This is a genomic window from Massilia cellulosiltytica (assembly GCF_047325105.1).
GTDB classification, from domain to species: Bacteria; Pseudomonadota; Gammaproteobacteria; order Burkholderiales; family Burkholderiaceae_D; genus Telluria; species Telluria orientalis.
The window spans coordinates 5,909,176-5,925,384 of the sequence record NZ_CP168562.1; the positions used below are offsets into that span (position 1 = coordinate 5,909,176).

The window sequence follows — 16,209 nt, forward strand, 5'->3', positions numbered from 1 at the left end:
GCAGGGAGAAAATGCGGGTCGTCTTCGCCGGCACGCCGGAATTCGCCGCCGTCGCCCTGCGCGCCCTGCTCGACGCGGGTTTCACTGTCCCGCTCGTGCTGACCCAGCCGGACCGCCCGGCCGGCCGCGGCATGCAGCTGCAGGCGTCCGCCGTGAAGCAGGTCGCCGTCGCGCACGGCATCGAGGTGCTGCAGCCGCTGTCGCTGCGCATGGATGCGAAGGATCCGCAGCGCGCGGCCGAGGCGAAGGCCGCGCACGAGCGCCTGCAGGCGACGGCGTACGACGTGATGGTCGTGGCGGCCTACGGCCTGATCCTGCCTCGCTCCACGCTGGACATCAAACCGTGTATCAATATCCACGGTTCCATCCTGCCCCGCTGGCGCGGCGCCGCCCCGATCCACCGCGCGATCGAAGCGGGCGATGCCGAGACGGGCGTCACGATCATGGAAATGGAAGAAGGCCTGGACACGGGCCCGATGCTGCTGATCGAGCGCATCGCCATCGGCGACACGGACACGACCGGCAGCCTGCACGACAAGCTGGCTGCGCTCGGTGGCCGCATGATCGTCGAGGCTTTGCAAAAAATGGCGCAGGGACAACTGGAAGCCGTACCCCAGCCGGAAGACGGCGTGACCTATGCGGCCAAGATCGGCAAGGAAGAAGCGAAGCTGGACTGGACGCTGCCCGCCGTCGAGCTGGCGCGCAAGGTGCGTGCGTTCAACCCGTTCCCGGGTGCGCATGGCCAGGCGGGCGCGACCACGATCAAGATCTGGAACGCCCAACCGGCGGACGGCCACGGCCAGCCGGGCCAGGTGCTGCAGGCGGATGCGCAGGGTATCGTCGTCGCGTGCGGCACGGGCGCGCTCCGTGTGACGGAACTGCAAAAGCCGGGTAGCAAGCGCCTGGCGGCAGGCGAGTTCCTGAAAGGCTTTTCGTTCGACGGACTCGCGTTCGTGTAACTACCTGCAGCAATAATGAAGAAGGGCATCAACCGGTTCGCGCCGGTGATGCCCTTTTTGCTTTCTGTCGGATGGCATGCCGTTCCGGCATCAGGTCTGCAAATCAGCGGGGCGCTGTGCCCCGACCATCAGGACATGAAAGGAATCAGTGCTGCTCGCCCTGAGCACGCACGCGATTCGCTTCCATGTATTCACGCAGGACCTGGTTGATGCGGGTCTGGTAGCCGGGGCCAGCCGACTTGAACCATTCCAGCATGTCCACATCCAGGCGGATGGTGACGATTTGTTTCACGCCAGTGACAGCGTGGGCCTTGGTCGGGGTGTTGTCTTCGTTGCGGACTGCCGGCTGGTCCCACTCAGGCTCGTACTCTTTATTCATTTGCAATTCTTCCCATTTTGGCGGCGGAGCGACGGTCCGCACTTTCCGTTGATTGGACTGATACAGATCAATGAAACCGCGCCAGCGGCGGTCTCAATGGGATTTATTGTCACCTCTGTATGTATCCGGGAAATTGCTAATATGGGGCAATTTGTATCTCAATGTAACAATACGACAGTTGAAACAATACGTTACAAACGTCTTTACACTCGCGTCCGAATTCGAGCGAACCGTGGCCCTTGGGCCGCATCGGGAACAAACTCGGCCAGTAACGGTATAATCACAGACCCGCCTCATATTTATCCAGCCGCTCTCAGGAAAGCCCTACGATGAACACCGCCGCCCACGCCATGTCCCCCGTCGAAGCCCAGCTGCGCGAAGCCCTCGCCCGCCGCATCATGATACTGGACGGCGCGATGGGCACGATCATCCAGCAATACAAGCTCGACGAGCAGGCCTACCGCGGCGGCCCGAACGGCCGCTTCATCGATTTCACGGCTCCCGCCGACAGCGGAGCACGTGAACTGTTCGTCAAGGGCAACAACGAATTGCTGAACCTGACGCAGCCGCAGATCATCCAGGAAATCCACGAACGCTACCTGGCCGCCGGCGCCGACATCATCGAGACGAACACGTTCGGCGCCACCGGCGTCGCCCAGGACGACTACCACATGGCGCATCTCGTACGCGAGATGAACGTGGCAGCCGCGCAGCTCGCCCGTGCCGCCTGCGTGAAATACTCGACGCCGGACAAGCCCCGCTACGCCGCCGGCGCCCTCGGCCCGACGCCGAAGACGGCTTCCATTTCGCCGGACGTGAACGACCCGGCCGCCCGCAACGTGACGTTCGACCAGCTCGTGACGGCGTATTACGAACAGGTCGATGCGCTCGTCGAGGGCGGCGTCGACCTGCTGCTCGTCGAGACCATCTTCGACACGCTGAACTGCAAGGCCGCGCTGTTCGCCATCGACCAGTACTTCACCGAGCATCCGGAAACGCCGCGCGTGCCGCTGATGATCTCCGGCACCGTCACCGACGCGTCGGGCCGCATCCTGTCCGGCCAGACCGTGTCCGCGTTCTGGAATTCCGTGCGCCACGCGAAGCCGCTGACGATCGGCCTGAACTGCGCACTCGGCGCCGCCCTGATGCGCCCGTACGCCGAGGAACTCTCGCAAATCGCCGATACGTTCGTCTGCATCTACCCGAACGCCGGCCTGCCCAACCCGATGAGCGACACGGGCTTCGACGAACTGCCGTCCGACACCTCGGCCCTGCTGCGCGAATTCGCCGACGCCGGCTTCGTCAACATCGCCGGCGGCTGCTGCGGCACGACGCCGGAACACATCCAGGCCATCGGCGATCTGCTGAAAGACTGCCCGCCGCGCACCGTGCCCGAGATCCCTGTCGCGCTGCGCCTGTCCGGCCTGGAGCCGTTCGTCGTCGACGCCACCTCGCTGTTCGTCAACGTCGGCGAGCGCACCAACGTCACGGGCTCGAAGGCGTTCGCGCGCATGATCCTGAACGAGCAGTTCGACGAGGCGCTGTCCGTCGCGCGCCAGCAGGTCGAGAACGGCGCCCAGGTCATCGACATCAACATGGACGAGGCGATGCTCGATTCGCAGGCCGCGATGACGCGCTTCCTGAACCTGATCGCATCGGAACCGGACATCTCGCGCGTGCCGATCATGATCGACTCGTCGAAGTGGTCCGTGATCGAGGCCGGCCTGAAATGCGTGCAGGGCAAGGCCATCGTCAACTCGATCTCGATGAAGGAAGGCGAAGAGGAATTCCTGCGCCAGGCCTCGCTGTGCCGCCGCTACGGCGCCGCCGTGATCGTGATGGCCTTCGACGAGAAGGGCCAGGCCGACACGTTCGAGCGCAAGATCGAGATCTGCAAGCGCGCCTACGACACCCTCGTGCAGAAGGTCGGCTTCCCTCCCGAAGACATCATCTTCGACCCGAACATCTTCGCGATCGCCACCGGCATCGAGGAGCACGACAACTACGCCGTCGACTTCATCAACGCCACGCGCTGGATCCGCGAGCACCTGCCGTACGCGAAGGTGTCGGGCGGGGTCTCCAACGTGTCGTTCTCGTTCCGCGGCAACGACCCGGCCCGTGAAGCGATCCACACGGTGTTCCTGTACCACGCCATCAAGGCCGGCATGACGATGGGCATCGTCAATGCAGGTATGGTCGGCGTGTACGACGACCTCGATCCGGAACTGCGCGAGCGCGTGGAAGACGTGGTGCTGAACCGCCGCGCCGACGCCACCGAGCGCATGATCGAATTCGCCGGCACCCTGAAGGCCGGCGGCGCGAAGCAGGAACAGAACCTCGAGTGGCGCAACGCGCCCGTCGGCAAGCGCCTGGCGCACGCGCTCGTGCACGGCATCACGCAGTGGATCGTCGAGGACACGGAAGAAGCGCGCCAGCAGATCGCCAATGAAGGCGGCCGCCCGATCCAGGTGATCGAAGGCCCGCTGATGGACGGCATGAACGTCGTCGGCGACCTGTTCGGCCAGGGCAAGATGTTCCTGCCGCAGGTCGTGAAATCGGCGCGCGTGATGAAGCAGGCCGTGGCCCACCTGATCCCGTTCATCGAGGAAGAAAAGGCGGCGGAAGAAGCGCGCACGGGCATCGTCGCGAAACCGAAGGGCAAGATGGTGATCGCCACGGTGAAGGGCGACGTGCACGACATCGGCAAGAACATCGTCTCCGTCGTCCTGCAATGTAATAACTTCGAGATCGTCAACATGGGCGTGATGGTGCCCGCATCCGAGATCCTCGCGAAAGCGAAGGCGGAGAACGCGGACATCATCGGCCTGTCTGGCCTGATCACGCCGTCGCTCGAAGAGATGGCCCACGTCGCGCGCGAGATGCAGCGCGACCCGTGGTTCCGCGACCGCCGCATTCCGCTCTTGATCGGCGGCGCGACGACGAGCCGCGCGCACACGGCCGTCAAGATCGCGCCCCATTACGAAGGCCCGGTCGTGTACGTGCCGGACGCGTCGCGCTCCGTCTCCGTCGGCCAGTCGCTCGTGACGGCGGAAACGCGCGACGGCTACGTCGCCGAGATCGCGGAAGACTACGTGCGCATCCGCGAACAGCACGCGAACAAGAAGGCGCTGCCGATGGTGAGCCTGGCGCAGGCGCGCGCGAACAAGGCGCAGCTGGCGTTCTCGCCTTTGAAACCGAAGTTCATCGGCCGCCGCGTCTTCAAGAACGTCGACCTCGGCACGCTCGCCCGCTACATCGACTGGGGCCCGTTCTTCCAGACCTGGGACCTGGCCGGCCCGTATCCCGCGATCCTGACCGATGAAGTCGTGGGCGAAGCGGCGGCGAAGGTGTTCGAGGAAGGCCAGGCGATGCTGAAGAAGATCATCGACGGGCGCTGGCTGACCGCCAACGGCGCCATCGCGCTGCTGCCCGCGAACAGCGTCAACGACGACGACATCGAGATCTACACGGACGACACCCGCAGCGAAGTCGCCTTCACGTACTACGGCCTGCGCCAGCAGGGCGTCAAGCCCGTCGTCGACGGCGTGCAGCGCCCGAACCAGTGCCTGGCCGACTTCATCGCGCCGAAATCGTCCGGCATCGCCGACTACATCGGCATGTTCGCCGTGACCGCGGGCATCGGCGCCGAGAAGATCGAGAAGCGCTTCGAGGCCGCGGGCGACGATTACTCGTCGATCATGGTCAAGGCCCTGGCCGACCGCCTGGCCGAAGCCTTCGCCGAATACATGCACGAGCGCGTCCGCACGGACCTGTGGGGTTACGTCGCGGACGAGAAGCTGTCGAACGAGGCCCTGATCAAGGAAGAATACGTCGGCATCCGTCCGGCGCCGGGCTATCCGGCGTGCCCGGAGCACACCGTCAAGGCGGACCTGTTCAAGACCCTGCAGGCCGACGAGATCGGGATGCAGCTGACGGAATCGTTCGCGATGTATCCAGGGGCCGCCGTGTCGGGCTTCTACTTCTCGCATCCGGAGTCGAAGTATTTCGTGGTCGGCAAGATCGGGCCGGACCAGCTCGAGGACATGGCCAAGCGCCGCGGCATGGCCAAGGACGAGCTGGAACGCTATCTCGCGCCGAATCTCTGATCAGTCGGGGTCGGAGCACACCCGGGAACACCATGCTCCGACCCCGAAAGAATGAATGAACCGGGTTTGTCCCGCGCACGCTTGAAACACTTGGCGATTCGCCAAGGTTGTTCCGGTATGATCGGCTGAATTCGTCAATTCTGACGATTCAGCGCGCGCGGGAGGGGTGGGAATGTCCATACAAGCAAGGCGGCATGAGGACGTCGGCATTTTTGACGGATTCCCGGTACAACCGCCTAACGAGCTCGACACGCTGCGCCAGGCGATCGAGCACCGCCTCGGCCACTGGCTGAACCCTGACGCCGCGCGCGCCGACCTCCTGAATGCCGACCTTCTAAACGCAGCCATGCGCGCGGCCGCCCTTGGCGCCGGCAAGCGCATGCGCCCCCTCCTCGTCATGCTCGTCGCGCGCGACCTCGGTTGCACGTCGCCCGCGCTCGTCGACGTCGCCTGCGCCGTCGAGCTGGTGCACGCCGCCTCGCTGATCCTGGACGACATGCCGTGCATGGACAATGCGCTGCTGCGCCGCGGCCGGCCCACGGTCCACGTGCAGTTCGGCGAGGACGTGACGATCCTCGCCGCCATCGCCCTGCTCAGCCGCGCCTTCGGCATCCTCGCCGCCGCCCCGGACGTCCCGCCGGCCGTGCGCGCCCGCCTCGTTGCGCGGCTGGCCGAGACGGTCGGCACGCAGGGCCTCGTGCAGGGCCAGTACCTCGACCTGCGCGGCAACCGCGGCACGGAAAACGACATCGCCGTCACCAACGAACTCAAGACGGGCGTGCTGCTGGGCGTCGCCGTCGACATGGCCGCGATCGTCGCCCAGGCCGAGGATACCGTCGCCGCGTCGCTGCGCGCCTTCGCCCTCGCGGCCGGCCACGCGTTCCAGCTGCGCGACGACTTCCTCGACGTGGCGGGCAACGACAGCGCCGTCACCGGCAAGGACACCGGCAAGGATGCGCACAAGGCAACGCTCATCAACGCCGTCGGCCAGGACGAGGCGCGGCGCCGCCTCGCGCTGCACCTGCACGACGCCGAGCGCCACCTGGCCGACGCCCTCGGTCCCCGTCCCGACACGCGCCGCTTCGTCGACGGCCTGTTCGGCCGCGTGCCCACGGGCGCGCCCAACTGACGTGGCCCACTTCGGCGTCGTCGCGCCTGCCTTCCTCAGCCACTTCACGACCCTGAGTGCGCTGGCGGGCGCGCTCGTCGACCGCGGCCACAAGGTGACGTTCATCCACCGGCCGGACGCGGCCATGTTCGTGCGCGACCCGCGCATCGGCTTCCACGCCGTCGGCACGGCCACGCATCCCCCGGGATCGCTGGCGGCGTCCATGCGCCTTGCGGCGAATCCCGGCGGCCCGCTGGGCGTCGCGCGCGTGATCCGCGACATGGCCCGCTCGACGACGATGCTGTGCGAGACGCTGCCGGCCGCCGTCGAGCGCCTCCGCATCGACGCCCTCCTCGCCGACCAGATGGAAGCGGCGGGCGGCCTCGTGGCTGAGGCGCTGGGCCTGCCCTTCATCTCCATCGCGTGCGCGCTGCCGGTGAACCGCGAGCCCGGCATCCCGCTGCCCGTCATGCCGTTCGGTCCCGGCACCGATGCGAAGTCGTTGAAGATCGTCGAAGAGAGCACACGCGTGTACGACTGGATGATGCGGCCGCACCGGCGCGCCGTCGAAGCGCAGGCGCGCCGCCTCGGCGTGCCGGTGCGCGGGATGCTGCACGAGTTCCTGTCGCCGCGCGCGCAGATCAGCCAGACGGTGGCGGCCTTCGAATTCCCGCGCCGCGCGCTGCCGCCGCATTTCCACCACGTGGGGCCGCTGCGGCCGGTGGCGGACCGTCCGGATACGCGCACGCTGCCCGCCATCGCCGCCGATCGTCCGTTCGTGTTCGCCTCGCTGGGCACGATGCAGGGCGGGCGCTTCGGCCTGTTCCTGCGCATCGCGAAGGCCAGCCGCGAAGCCGGCGTGCAGCTGCTGCTCGCCCATTGCGGGGGCCTCGGCAAGCGCCACGAAACGGCATTGCTGAAGGCCGGCGCGACGTGGGTCACGGACTTCGCGCCGCAACAAGCCGCGCTCGCGCGGGCGGACGCCGTCATCTCGCACGCGGGCTGGAACACGGTGATGGACGCCGTCGCCGCCAGGACCCCGATGCTCGCGCTGCCCATCGCGTTCGACCACCCTGGCGGCGCCGCGCGCATGCGCCATGCGGGCGTGGGCATCCAGGCGTCGGCCCGTTTTACCGGCGCCGGCCGGCTCGCGCGCCACCTCGTCCGCCTGCTGGACGACCCGACGTTCACGCAGCGCCTGGAACCACTGGCCGCCAACGTGGCGCTGGCCGGCGGCACCGCGCGCGCGGCCGACATCGTCGAAGCGGCGCTGTCATGAGCGCCTACGACCTGATCCTCGCGGGCGGCGGCCTCGCCAACGGGCTGATCGCGTGGCGCCTGCGCACGCACCGCCCCGACCTGCGGATCCTGCTGCTCGAACAGGACGCGCACATCGGCGGCAACCACACGTGGTCGTTCCATGCGAGCGACCTCGATGCGGAAGAACTGGACTGGATCGCGCCGCTGGTCACGCAGCGCTGGCCGCGCTACGACGTGCGCTTTCCCGACCATGCGCGCACCCTGGAGGGCGACTACTGCAGCATCGCATCGGCCGATTTCGCGCGCGTCATCGAAGCCGCGCTGGGCCCCGCGCTGCGCACGCAGGCGCGCATCGCGGCGCTGACGCCGACGCACGTGGAGCTGGACGACGGCACGTTCCTGCACGCGCGCGCCGTGATCGACGGCCGCGGCCCGCTGCCGGATGCCGGCCTCGCGCTGGGCTGGCAGACGTTCCTCGGCCAGGAAGTGCGCCTCGCGGCGCCGCACGGGCTGGCGGCGCCCATCATCATGGACGCGAGCGTCGCGCAGCAGGGCGGCTACCGCTTCGTCTACGTGCTGCCGTTCGGGCCGGACCGGCTGCTGATCGAGGACACGCACTACGTCGACGCCGCCGCGCGCGACGCGGACCGCCTGCGCGCCAACATCGCTGCCTATGCATCGCAACGCGGCTGGCGCATCACGCAGGTCCTGCGCGAAGAACACGGCGCGCTGCCGATCGTGCTGGCGGGCGACGTCGAGCGCTACTGGCACCACCTGCGCGGCCAACCGTGCGCCGGCCTGCGCGCCGGGCTGTTCCACTTCACGACGGGCTACTCGCTGCCGCATGCGCTGCGGCTGGCGCGGCGTCTCGCCGGACTGTCCGTCATGGACGCCCCCGCGCTGTTCGGTGCGATCCGCGCCGACGCGCGTGCCGCGTGGCGCGAGCAAGGCTTTTATCGCCTGCTGAACCGCATGCTGTTTTTGGCCGGCAGCCCGGACGCGCGCTGGCGCGTGATGCAGCGCTTCTATCGCCTGCCCGCCCCTCTGATCGCCCGCTTCTACGCGGGCCGCACGACCCTGCCTGACAAGGCGCGCATCCTGTCCGGCAAGCCGCCCGTCCCCGTGCTGCAGGCACTGGACGCGGCGCGCCGCATCCACCCTCACCAGATCGGGACATCCGCATGAACGCATCGAACACCGCCGTCGTCGTGGGCGCCGGCTTTGGCGGCCTGGCGCTGGCCATCCGCCTGCAGGCGCAGGGCGTGCAGACCACCTTGCTGGAAAAGCGCGACAAGCCGGGCGGCCGCGCCTACGTGTACGAGGACGAAGGCTTCGTGTTCGACGCGGGGCCCACCGTCATCACGGATCCGTCCGCGCTCGAAGAACTGTTCACGGCGGCCGGCCGGCGCATGGCCGACTACGTGGAGCTGCTGCCCGTCTCTCCGTTCTACCGCCTGTGCTGGGAAGACGGCAGTCATTTCGATTACGCGAACGACCAGGAGGCGCTGGACCGCCAGATCCACGCGCGCAACCCCGCCGACGTCGCCGGCTACCGGCGCTTCCTCGCCTATTCGCAGGCCGTGTTCGCGGAGGGTTACCTGAAGCTGGGCGCGGTGCCGTTCCTGTCGTTCCGCGACATGATCTCGGCCGGGCCGCAGCTCGCGCGCCTGCAGGCGTGGCGCAGCGTGTACGGCATCGTGTCCCGCTTCATCCAGGACGAACAACTGCGACAAGCATTCTCGTTCCACTCGCTGCTCGTGGGCGGCAATCCGTTCGCCACGTCGTCGATCTATACGCTGATCCACGCGCTGGAACGCCAGTGGGGCGTATGGTTCCCGCGCGGCGGCACCGGCGCGCTCGTGCGCGGGCTCGTCGAATTGTTCGAGGACCTGGGCGGGCGCATCGAACTCAATGCGCCCGTCGCCGCGATCGAGACGCAAGGCACGCGCGTGACCGGCGTGCGGCTGGAAGACGGGCGCCTGTTCAAGGCGGATGCCGTCGCATCGAATGCGGACGTCGTGCACACGTACGCGCATCTCCTCGGCGCACACCCGCGCGGCGCGGCGCAGGCCGATGCGCTCCGTAAAAAGCGCTTTTCGAATTCGCTGTTCGTGCTGTACTTCGGCCTCGACCACCACCACGACCAGCTGCGCCACCACACCGTGTGCTTCGGCCCGCGCTACCGCGAGCTGATCACGGAGATCTTCGGCGGCAACGCCCTCGCCGACGACTTTTCGCTGTACCTGCACGCGCCCTGCATCACGGACGCGTCGCTCGCGCCGCCTGGCTGCGGCAGCCATTACGTACTGGCACCGGTGCCGCACCTGGGGAATGCGCCGATCGACTGGACGGTCGAGGGACCGCGCTACCGCGACCGCATCTTCGACTATCTGGAGCAGCGCTACATGCCGGGCCTGCGCAGCCAGCTCGTCACGAGCCGCATCTTCACGCCGCTCGACTTCCGCGACGAACTCAACGCCCACCTCGGCTCCGCGTTCTCGCTCGAACCGATCCTCACGCAAAGCGCGTGGTTCCGGCCACACAACCGCGATGCCGATTTGTCGAATCTGTACCTCGTGGGCGCGGGCACGCATCCGGGCGCGGGCGTGCCCGGCGTGATCGGGTCCGCGAAGGCGACGGCCGGCCTGATGCTGGAGGCACAGGCATGAGCGAAGCGTTATTGGATCACGCGACGGAGACCATCCGCGTCGGCTCGAAGAGCTTCGCGGCGGCCGCGAAACTGTTCGACAGGGACACCCGCCGCAGCGTGCTGATGCTGTACGCGTGGTGCCGCCATTGCGACGACGTCGTCGACGGCCAGGCGCTGGGCCACAACACGACTGCGCCGGCCGACGCCGCAGCCCAGGTCGAGCGCCTGCGCAACCAGACGCTCAGCGCCTACGCGGGCGAACCGCAATCCGCCCCGGCATTCGCGGCGTTCCAGGACGTCGCGCTGCGCCATGCGATCTCGCCGCACCACGCGTTCGACCACCTGGCCGGCTTCGCGATGGATGCGGCCGATGCGCGCTACGAGACGATCGACGACACCCTGCGCTATTGCTACCACGTGGCCGGCGTCGTCGGGCTGATGATGGCCTCGATCATGGGTGCGCGCGACGCGGCGGTACTGGACCGCGCGTGCGACCTCGGCCTCGCGTTCCAGCTGACGAACATCGCGCGCGACATCGTCGAGGATGCGCGCGTCGGCCGCCTCTACGTGCCCGCCGGGTGGCTGCGCGAGGCCGGCATCCCCGCCGCCGACGTCGCGCACGAACGGCACCGCGCGGCGCTCGCGCGCGTGGCCGCGCGCCTCGTCGACCATGCGGAGCCCTACTACGATTCGGCCATGGACGGCGTCGCCGCGCTGCCGCTGCGGTCGGCCTGGGCCATCGCGACGGCGCGCCGGGTGTATCGCGCGATCGGCATCGAAGTGAAGCGGCGCGGCGCGCGCGCCTGGGACACGCGCGCGGGCACGTCGCGCGCGACGAAACTGCGCCTGCTGGCGCTGGGCGGGGTCGACGCGCTCGCGTCGCGGTTCAGGAAGCCGGGTGCTCGTCCGACTGGACTCTGGCACGCGGCGCGCCACCGTGCAACGCATGCAGTTGGCGCTTGAGGGCGGCAACGGGCGGCGCGTACAGGAAGCCGAACGACACGGCGCCCTCCTTGCCCGCCACCGCGTGATGCATCCGGTGCGCCTGATAGAGCCGCTTCAGATAGCCCTGGCGCGGCACGTACCGGAACGGCCAGCGCTGGTGCACGAGGCCGTCGTGCGCGATGAAGTACAGCGCACCGTAGGCCGTCATGCCGGTGCCAATCCATTCGAGCGGATGCCTTCCTTGCGTGCCCGCATGGATGAGCGCGATGGCGACACCCGCGAACACGACGGCGTACAGGTCGTTCTTCTCGAACCACCCCGTGCGGGGTTCGTGGTGCGAGCGGTGCCATCCCCAGCCGAAGCCGTGCATCACGTACTTGTGGGCGACGATAGCAAACACTTCCATCGCGATGACGGTCAGTACGACGATGACGGTATTCCACAGCATGGCGCGCACCTCATTGAAGATGCGCCGAGCCTAACATACTTCCCAAGAGGTCCTCATGACGTTTCGTTTCACGATTTTTCTTAACTTCGCCCTGTTCTTCTCCCTGCCCACGATCGCCGGCGCCGCGACGATAGCCGTCCACGTCACCGACACGGTCGGCGGCAAGGGCAACGTCAACGTGGCCGTGTGCGACCGCGAGCGCTTCCTCAAGCAGTGCGCGTACACGGGCAGCGTGCCCGCGCGCGACGGCGAGACGGTCGTGACGATCGAGGGTGTGCCGCCGGGGACGTGGGCCGTGCTGGCCTACCAGGACGAGAACGCGAACGGAGCGCTGGACCGCAACCTGATCGGGATCCCAAGCGAGAACTATGGGTTCAGCCGCGACGCGCGCGGGCGCTTCGGCCCACCGTCATTCGACGATGCCGCCATGCCCATCCGCGCCGAGGCCGCGGCGGCGACGGTGCGGCTGCATTAAGCCGGTTCAGATGGCGTAACGAACCACGGAATCACTCCACTGGAATGCCGACATCTCCAGCTCGATCATGTCGTCGCCCGAAATCTGCAGCTCCTTCAAGGTGGGCAGCACGAGTTCCGTGTTCTCGTCGGCCTGCTCGATGCTCTCGGCGAGCTTGAGCAGCTCGCCGAAGAAGCCGGCGCGGCCCACGAGGGCTTGCCGCACTTCGTCGCTGACGGGGATTTGTTCGACGATGTCGGTCATCGGGATGCCGAACAGGACGTCCATCAGCGACATGATGCCGACCGTGAACGCGATGTCCGCGACGGTGCGCTGGCCGGGACGCAGGCGCTGGGCCAGCAGCTCCATCAGGCGGCCGCGCGTCGTGGCCAGCATCAGCAACGGCGTCTGGTTGTGGCCGCGCGTGGCCGGCTCCGCATACAACATGATCTGCAGCCAGCGCTGCAGCTGGCGCCGGCCCAGCACGAGCAGGGCCTGGCTGACGGAATCGATGCGCTGCGTCGCGCCCACGGCCGGCGTGTTCACGAGGCGCAGCAGGTTCAGCGCGAGCGTCACGTCGCGCTTGACCGCCTTTTCGATGTCGGCATTGTCCGCGTCCGACATCACGAGGTTCATCAGGTCGACGACGGCCAGCTGCGACGGCGACAGCTTGCGGCCGCCCAGCACGGATGGACGCGCGAAATAATAGCCCTGGAAGTAGTCGAAGCCGAGGTTCATCGCGGCCTGGTAGGTGTCGCGCGTCTCGACCTTTTCCGCGACCACCGTTTTTTCCATGCCGTGCAGGCGGCGCACGAGGTTCGGCAGCTGGGCGGGCGGCACGCTGCGCAGGTCCAGCTTGACGAAGGCGGCCAGCGGCAGCAGGCGTTGCAGGCGCAGGCTGTCGCCGTCGACGCCGTCCAGCGCGAAGCGGAAGCCGTGGCCCTCGAGCGCGCGCATGCGCGCCAGCAGGTCGTCGTCCGGCACGACGTCGGACACGATCTCGAGGATCGTCCGGTCGCGCGGCAGGAAGGCGAAGATGTCGCTCGCGAGGACTTCGGCGTCCACGTTCAGGAAGCAGGTGGCGTCGCCGATCGCGCGCGCGAGGCCCAGTTGCGCCGCATGGGCGATCACGGCGGCCGTCGCGGACAGGCCGGTCTCGTCGGCCTCGCCCTGGCGCGCGCTGCGGAACAGCAGCTCGTAGCCGTACAGGGCCTGGTTGCGGTCGAGAACGGGCTGGCGCCCCAGGTAGAAGTCACGCACGCGCAGAGGGTAGTTCGCGTGGTCCAGGCTCGCGGCGGTATCGGTCATCATGGACTCTTGTAGCAAGGGAACGTAGCTACTTTAACGCATTCCGCCGCCCGGTGACTATGTGAAAATGATTTCCTGTAAAAAACTTTGTCAGGATTGCGGCAGGCCGTCCACGAATACCTTCAATTCACCCGGCGCGAATTCCGTCCACGTCTCGTTGGTCGTGAGCGGCGTCGTGACGATGATGGCGACGCGGTCGTTCGGCGTCGTCACCTGGGAAAAATCGACGGACAGGTCTTCGTCGGCGAGGCAGGCGGCCGTGAACGGATACTTGCGCACGACGTAGCACAGCTTCGTCGAGCAGTGCGCGAACAGCGCCGTGCCGTCGGACAGCATCATGTTGAACGTGCCGTGGCGCGCGATAATGGCGACGAGGTCGGCGATGGCGGCGCGCAGCACGGGCATGGCGGGGGGCGTGTCGCCGAAGCGGTCGCGCAATTGCTGCAGCAGGAAGCAGAAAGCCCGCTCGCTGTCGGTATTGCCCACCGGGCGGTACGGCCCGTCGAGGACGGGCTCGAAGCCCTTGAGGTCGCCGTTGTGGGCGAACACCCAGTAGCGGCCCCACATCTCGCGCACGAACGGATGGCAGTTTTCCAGCGCCACCTGGCCTTGCGTGGCCTTGCGGATGTGGGCGATGACGTTCAGCGACTTGATCGGGTAATGCTTGATCAGTTCCGCGATCGGCGACGCGATGGCGGCCTGGTGATCGACGAAATGGCGCACGCCGGCTCCCTCGAAGAACGCGATGCCCCAGCCGTCGTGGTGCGTGTCCGTGCGTCCGCCGCGATGGGCGAAGCCGGTGAAACTAAACACGATGTCCGTCGGGACATTGCAATTCATGGCGAGTAGCTGACACATGGGTCAAGCTTACCATGCGCGAACGCAAAGCCGTACGAGGAAAATGGGATTGGAAATGCGGTTGGTGCCCTGCGTCGCCGGCCCGAACGAGGCTGCGTAACGCAGGTGCGGCAGAGCAGTGGCCGGACGTCCTGTCCGGCCTGGGGGGAGACTCAGTGCAGGACGACGGGCTGGCTCATGAGGGTATCGTACGAGCCCAGGAAATCGTCGATTTCCTCCATGGTCGGCTCGCTCGCGATCAGGTTGTTGACATCACGCCGGAACGCTTGCGCCAGTTTGCCGCCGATGAACGCTTCGCGCCGGCCGGACTTGTCGACGATCTCGTAGCCGCCGAAGCGCAGGGCTTCGAGATTGTGATCGACGCCAAATTCGACAACGCTGTACTGTTCGCTGTTATAGATCATGTTCATGATGACTCCTTCACTCGATCAGATGGGTGCAAGGACCGCCCGGCGGCGGACGGCGCTTTGCTGGCCTTTCCACTTTCTTTCCACTTCAACTACGAGGTGGGGCCACGACGAACCGAATTCAAGAACCTCTACAACTTGTTACGAATGCCATCAACACGCTGCGGAAGATTCAGGCCTTCAGGTCGGAAGTCAGCCGTAACAGCTGATCGTATGGCCCGGACTGGAGCCACGATCGCAACTGATCAAGATGCCCGCTGTCCGCGACACCGATGAAGATACGGCGGGGTCGCTGGCGCAGCAGTCGATTCAATGTTACACGCAAAACGAGATTGCCGGTGCAGCACAGGCAACCGGGCGCGATCCGCGCAAGCGTCTGCCCGGGAGGAAGGTCGTCGAGGGGGGAGATGCCGGACGCGAGGCCTTCAAGGATGATGGCCTGCATGATGGGCGCCGGGCGGTCTTCATGCAGATCGGAAAGGTGGGCGGCGATGGCCGCTTCGCGCGCGGCGGCGCCCGGACCGGTGACGAGCGTCAGGACGGTGCGCGCATCGTCCCGGCCGCCGGGATTACTGTGCACTCTTCTTGCCCAGCTTGCCCGGTTCGACGCCGAGCTGCTTGAGCTTGCGGTACAGGTGGGTCCGTTCCAGGCCCGTCTTTTCGGCCACGCGCGTCATGGAGCCGCCTTCGCGGCCCAGGTGGTGTTCGAAGTACATACGTTCGAACGCGTCGCGCGCCTCGCGCAGCGGCAGGTCGAACGACAGCGTGTAGCCGTGCGCGTGCGCCTCGCCATTGCTGACGGGACGCACCATGCCCATCGACGCGCCCATCGAGCCGCCCTGCGGCTGCGGCGCATACATCGGCTGCGCGACGGCGCTCGGCTCCGGCGCGGGCGCGGAGACGGAGGCGACGGTCGCCATCGGACGCGGCGCGATCGCCGGCGCGCGCGCGACTTCCTGGCCGCGCTGCAGGCCCTGCTGCACCGCTTTCAACAGTTTTTGCAGGGCGATCGGCTTTTCCAGGAAATTCAGGGCGCCGATCCGGGTCGCTTCCACGGCGGTGTCGATGGTCGCGTGGCCGGACATCATGATGACCGGCATCGTCAACAGGCCGTCGCGCTGCCACTCCTTGAGCAGGGTGACGCCGTCGGTATCGGGCATCCAGATGTCGAGCAACACCAGGTCGGGGGTGCCCTGCTGGCGCGCCTGGCGGGCCTGCTGCGCGTTTTCCGCCAGCTGGACCGCGTGTCCCTCGTCGCCAAGGATTTCCGAGAGCAGTTCGCGGATGCCCATTTCATCGTCAACTACGAGTATGTTCGCCATCTTGT

The 16,209-nt window shown here is 67.2% G+C and carries 15 protein-coding genes; 8 read left to right on the forward strand and 7 right to left on the reverse strand.

All coding sequences use genetic code 11. From position 1 onward, the window contains the following. The first annotated feature begins 11 nt into the window (after nucleotides 1-11). Complete coding sequence (gene fmt, locus ACEN9H_RS25905) at nucleotides 12-959, forward strand: methionyl-tRNA formyltransferase (protein ID WP_413672588.1); 948 nt, start codon at nucleotides 12-14, stop codon at nucleotides 957-959. 145 nt (nucleotides 960-1,104) lie between these two features. Here fmt and ACEN9H_RS25910 read toward each other — a convergent pair whose 3' ends face one another. Continuing rightward, the gene (locus ACEN9H_RS25910) at nucleotides 1,105-1,338 is read right to left on the reverse strand and encodes a BrnA antitoxin family protein (protein ID WP_413672589.1); all 234 of its coding nucleotides are present in this window, start codon (nucleotides 1,336-1,338) and stop codon (nucleotides 1,105-1,107) included. A gap of 350 nt (nucleotides 1,339-1,688) precedes the next feature. On the opposite strand from ACEN9H_RS25910, the gene metH reads away from it, so the two are divergent. The 6 genes from metH to crtB all read left to right on the forward strand — a co-directional run bounded on the left by metH (nucleotide 1,689) and on the right by crtB (nucleotide 11,425). Beyond that, nucleotides 1,689-5,444, forward strand: coding sequence for a methionine synthase (metH, locus tag ACEN9H_RS25915; protein WP_413675636.1), 3,756 nt, complete (start codon nucleotides 1,689-1,691; stop codon nucleotides 5,442-5,444). Nucleotides 5,445-5,616: 172 nt separating this feature from the next. Further along, on the forward strand, nucleotides 5,617-6,573 hold the full coding sequence (locus tag ACEN9H_RS25920) for a polyprenyl synthetase family protein (RefSeq protein ID WP_413672590.1): 957 nt from the start codon (nucleotides 5,617-5,619) through the stop codon (nucleotides 6,571-6,573). A 1-nt stretch (nucleotide 6,574) separates the two neighbouring features. Beyond that, nucleotides 6,575-7,831, forward strand: coding sequence for a glycosyltransferase (locus ACEN9H_RS25925; protein WP_413672591.1), 1,257 nt, complete (start codon nucleotides 6,575-6,577; stop codon nucleotides 7,829-7,831). Continuing rightward, nucleotides 7,828-8,997 carry a lycopene beta-cyclase CrtY gene (crtY, locus tag ACEN9H_RS25930; protein ID WP_413672592.1) on the forward strand — a complete coding sequence of 390 codons (1,170 nt, stop codon included), beginning with the start codon at nucleotides 7,828-7,830 and terminating at the stop codon, nucleotides 8,995-8,997. The genes ACEN9H_RS25925 and crtY overlap by 4 nt, the downstream gene beginning before the upstream one ends. Continuing rightward, a complete protein-coding gene (locus ACEN9H_RS25935) occupies nucleotides 8,994-10,481 on the forward strand; it encodes a phytoene desaturase (RefSeq protein WP_413672593.1) in 1,488 nt (495 codons plus the stop codon). The genes crtY and ACEN9H_RS25935 overlap by 4 nt, the downstream gene beginning before the upstream one ends. After that, entirely contained in the window at nucleotides 10,478-11,425 is a 948-nt protein-coding gene (gene crtB / locus ACEN9H_RS25940) for a 15-cis-phytoene synthase CrtB (protein WP_413672594.1), read from the forward strand. Before ACEN9H_RS25935 ends, crtB begins: the two co-directional genes overlap by 4 nt. Here crtB and ACEN9H_RS25945 read toward each other — a convergent pair. Further along, nucleotides 11,349-11,855 (reverse strand): sterol desaturase family protein, encoded by a 507-nt coding sequence (locus tag ACEN9H_RS25945; protein ID WP_413672595.1) that lies wholly within the window; start codon nucleotides 11,853-11,855, stop codon nucleotides 11,349-11,351. The two genes, crtB and ACEN9H_RS25945, sit on opposite strands and share 77 nt — an antisense overlap. A 55-nt stretch (nucleotides 11,856-11,910) precedes the next feature. Between ACEN9H_RS25945 and ACEN9H_RS25950 the strand changes: the two genes are divergently transcribed. Continuing rightward, on the forward strand, nucleotides 11,911-12,330 hold the full coding sequence (locus tag ACEN9H_RS25950; protein WP_413672596.1) for a DUF2141 domain-containing protein: 420 nt from the start codon (nucleotides 11,911-11,913) through the stop codon (nucleotides 12,328-12,330). A 6-nt stretch (nucleotides 12,331-12,336) separates the two neighbouring features. Here the strand turns inward: ACEN9H_RS25950 and ACEN9H_RS25955 are convergent, their stop codons facing one another. From ACEN9H_RS25955 to ACEN9H_RS25975, 5 genes are all read right to left on the reverse strand, one after another. Then, complete coding sequence (locus ACEN9H_RS25955) at nucleotides 12,337-13,617, reverse strand: EAL and HDOD domain-containing protein (RefSeq protein WP_413675637.1); 1,281 nt, start codon at nucleotides 13,615-13,617, stop codon at nucleotides 12,337-12,339. Nucleotides 13,618-13,707: 90 nt separating this feature from the next. Next, entirely contained in the window at nucleotides 13,708-14,475 is a 768-nt protein-coding gene (locus ACEN9H_RS25960; protein ID WP_371765916.1) for a class II glutamine amidotransferase, read from the reverse strand. Between the two features lie 152 nt (nucleotides 14,476-14,627). Then, nucleotides 14,628-14,885 carry a DUF3567 domain-containing protein gene (locus ACEN9H_RS25965; protein WP_036235350.1) on the reverse strand — a complete coding sequence of 86 codons (258 nt, stop codon included), beginning with the start codon at nucleotides 14,883-14,885 and terminating at the stop codon, nucleotides 14,628-14,630. Between the two features lie 169 nt (nucleotides 14,886-15,054). Next, nucleotides 15,055-15,462: a GTPase gene (locus ACEN9H_RS25970; protein WP_413672597.1), complete on the reverse strand. Its 408-nt coding sequence runs from the start codon at nucleotides 15,460-15,462 to the stop codon at nucleotides 15,055-15,057. Then, on the reverse strand, nucleotides 15,452-16,204 hold the full coding sequence (locus ACEN9H_RS25975; RefSeq protein ID WP_371768804.1) for a response regulator: 753 nt from the start codon (nucleotides 16,202-16,204) through the stop codon (nucleotides 15,452-15,454). Before ACEN9H_RS25975 ends, ACEN9H_RS25970 begins: the two co-directional genes overlap by 11 nt. Nucleotides 16,205-16,209: the final 5 nt, after the last annotated feature.

Excerpts from the sequence above, each read along its gene's own strand:
- fmt (WP_413672588.1), top strand. The coding sequence starts at position 12 with ATGCGGGTCGTCTTCGCCGGCACGCCGGAATTCGCCGCCGTCGCCCTG.
- metH (WP_413675636.1), top strand. The coding sequence starts at position 1,689 with ATGTCCCCCGTCGAAGCCCAGCTGCGCGAAGCCCTCGCCCGCCGCATC.
- ACEN9H_RS25920 (WP_413672590.1), top strand. The coding sequence starts at position 5,617 with ATGTCCATACAAGCAAGGCGGCATGAGGACGTCGGCATTTTTGACGGA.
- ACEN9H_RS25975 (WP_371768804.1), bottom strand. The coding sequence starts at position 16,204 with ATGGCGAACATACTCGTAGTTGACGATGAAATGGGCATCCGCGAACTG.
- ACEN9H_RS25965 (WP_036235350.1), bottom strand. The coding sequence starts at position 14,885 with ATGAACATGATCTATAACAGCGAACAGTACAGCGTTGTCGAATTTGGC.
- ACEN9H_RS25910 (WP_413672589.1), bottom strand. The coding sequence starts at position 1,338 with ATGAATAAAGAGTACGAGCCTGAGTGGGACCAGCCGGCAGTCCGCAAC.
- crtB (WP_413672594.1), top strand. The coding sequence starts at position 10,478 with ATGAGCGAAGCGTTATTGGATCACGCGACGGAGACCATCCGCGTCGGC.
- ACEN9H_RS25935 (WP_413672593.1), top strand. The coding sequence starts at position 8,994 with ATGAACGCATCGAACACCGCCGTCGTCGTGGGCGCCGGCTTTGGCGGC.
- ACEN9H_RS25950 (WP_413672596.1), top strand. The coding sequence starts at position 11,911 with ATGACGTTTCGTTTCACGATTTTTCTTAACTTCGCCCTGTTCTTCTCC.
- ACEN9H_RS25945 (WP_413672595.1), bottom strand. The coding sequence starts at position 11,855 with ATGCTGTGGAATACCGTCATCGTCGTACTGACCGTCATCGCGATGGAA.
- ACEN9H_RS25960 (WP_371765916.1), bottom strand. The coding sequence starts at position 14,475 with ATGTGTCAGCTACTCGCCATGAATTGCAATGTCCCGACGGACATCGTG.
- crtY (WP_413672592.1), top strand. The coding sequence starts at position 7,828 with ATGAGCGCCTACGACCTGATCCTCGCGGGCGGCGGCCTCGCCAACGGG.
- ACEN9H_RS25955 (WP_413675637.1), bottom strand. The coding sequence starts at position 13,617 with ATGACCGATACCGCCGCGAGCCTGGACCACGCGAACTACCCTCTGCGC.